Consider the following 2271-nt stretch of genomic DNA (forward strand, 5'->3'; position numbering starts at 1 on the left):
CAATGACCGCCAGCGAACCTCCACGACCGACGACGAACCAGAAGCCGATTCCAACATCGTGCACCGCACGCGCTGAAACAACTTTACAGTTTATCAAGGGGGTTCGTCACCCTCACCGGGGCGACTCCACAACTATACGACCATCCCGCCGGGACCACCAAATCCACTCACGCCCCACCTCGAGCAGGCCGACGCGCCCTGAGCTGCCGGGCGGCAGTATCATGCAGCACGGCAGTCGTCTGGGCGAGACTCCGCACAACAACGACGGCTTACCGAGACGAGGACGGAAGTTCGGTCCGCCGGGGCGACGACGCCGCGAGTTCTCGAAGAGGAGCAGCATCGACGGCTGTCGTCCTTCATTCACCTCCGATTATTGTCCTAGTGGGCGAGCCCACAGCGACGTCGTGAAGGAGAGCGTGCATGGATACCGTCGACGGTCAACGATTCCCCATCGATTTGGATCGCCCGCTCATCGGTGCGCCGATGGCCGGCGGGCCCTCGACTCCGGCGCTTGTCGCGGCGGTGAGCAACGCCGGCGGGCTGGGTTTCCTTGCTGGCGGGTACAAATCACCGGAACAGCTGGCGGAGCACATCACCGTTACGCGGTCCCTTACTGATCGGCCCTTCGGTGTGAATCTGTTCGTCGTATCCGCGAATGACGTCGACGAGGAAGAGCTCCAGAGCTACCGTCGGCGCCTTCAGCCCCGTGCCGACCGCTACGGCATTCAGGTGGGAGTCCCCAGATGGGATGACGACGCCTGGACGGGCAAGGTGGATGTTCTTCGGGCATTGAGGCCTGACGTGGTCTCCTTCACTTTTGGGTGTCCGGATCCCGACCTGCTGCACGAGCTGCACCAGTTGGGCATATCCACTGCCGTCACCGTCACCGACAGCGCCGAAGCGTCTCTCGCGACCGACCGTGGGGCACAGATCCTGGTCGTGCAGGGCCCCGACGCAGGGGGCCATCGCGGAACGTTCGATCCCGGCGCCGACCCGGGAACGCAGCCACTCCCCCAGCTCATCGCATCGATCAAGACGATATCCAGCCTGCCCATCATCGCCGGCGGCGGCATCAGCACCCGCGAGGACGTCGGCGGAGTTCTCGCGGCCGGAGCGTTTGCCGCCCAACTCGGCACAGCCTTGCTCCTGGCGGATGAGGCAGGAACACATCCCGCCCACCGGGCAGCTCTCACGGACCCCGGGTTCACCGAGACCAGGATCACCAGGGCGTTCACCGGGCGTCCGGCCCGTGGGTTGCGGAACAGATTCATGGACGAGCACCCGACCGTCGGCAACGCCTACCCGCAGATCCACTACATCACCGCACCCCTCCGCGCCGCAGCGGCAGCGAACAACGACCTGCAAGCGCTCCACCTGTGGGCCGGCACCGGCTACCGCACGATCCGGACCGGACCCGCAGCCGACATCATCGCAGCGCTCACACCCTGACCCTTGAGGTACGCACTCCCACCCTGCCGGCGGGGCGCGCATGCGGTGGGAAAACTGGTGCAGACGAACAGGTTTCTTCTCTCGGAACGAAGCCGTCGCTCGTGCAGCTGCTCCGGCGCTGAAGTGCAAGGTGAACCCGAGGCCTCTTGAGCGGGTCCGGGTCGATCGAACCGGAAGAACCTTCACCCTGGGCACCGCGAAGGAGCGGGACTCCTTGCGCGCCGGAGTGCTGCAGGCGGCACACCGGAAGTGGCGTATGCCCATGAGCAGCATCGTCGGCGGCGCGTCGGGCGGATCACGCGCCGCCGTCTCTCCTCGCACGGCGTTCGCCGTTGCGAGACCTCCGTTCCCCATCCGGCCCTTCAGGCTCGACGACACACCCGACCGCGACAGCACGAACCGGTGCCCCGTCCCTCGAGATCCGGCTCCCCGAGTCCGAGCGACACCGAGTCCCGTGTCCAAGTCCCGCGAGTGCGTAGAACGCGGAGTGGGTAAAAACCGGCAGCGAAGGTGAAAACCGGCAGTGAAATGAAAACCGGCAGTGAAATGAAAGCCGGCAGTGAAGTGAAGGCCGGTAGTGAGATGAGGACACGAGGCGGGATACAGGCCGGCGACACAAGATCCTGACTCCGGCTGACACGTCGATACCCGGGATCCATGCGCCGGACCAGCTCCTGGTGGCTGCCCGATATCGGTGGCCAGGCCGGCACCATCGGGGTGGCCGTCCGGTGTCGGTGGCCAGGCCGGCATCTGGCCGGCGGGTGTCGGCGGCCAAGCTGCCCGGCGCCATCGGGGTGTGAATCGGCTGGTGCCATCGGGGTG

1 protein-coding gene is annotated in these 2271 nt (G+C 65.9%); it reads left to right on the plus strand.

The window, feature by feature from the left end; genetic code table 11:
• Nucleotides 1-420 precede the first annotated feature (420 nt).
• Nucleotides 421-1449, plus strand: a complete 1029-nt coding sequence (locus tag CVO76_RS16975; RefSeq protein ID WP_208740228.1) for a nitronate monooxygenase — start codon at nucleotides 421-423, stop codon at nucleotides 1447-1449.
• Nucleotides 1450-2271: the final 822 nt, after the last annotated feature.

It is taken from the genome of Arthrobacter agilis (genome assembly GCF_002953615.1).
GTDB lineage: Bacteria > Actinomycetota > Actinomycetes > Actinomycetales > Micrococcaceae > Arthrobacter_D > Arthrobacter_D agilis_B.

What these genes read in the sequence shown, in the direction of transcription:
- CVO76_RS16975 (WP_208740228.1), top strand. Translation starts at nt 421, where the DNA reads ATGGATACCGTCGACGGTCAACGATTCCCCATCGATTTGGATCGCCCG.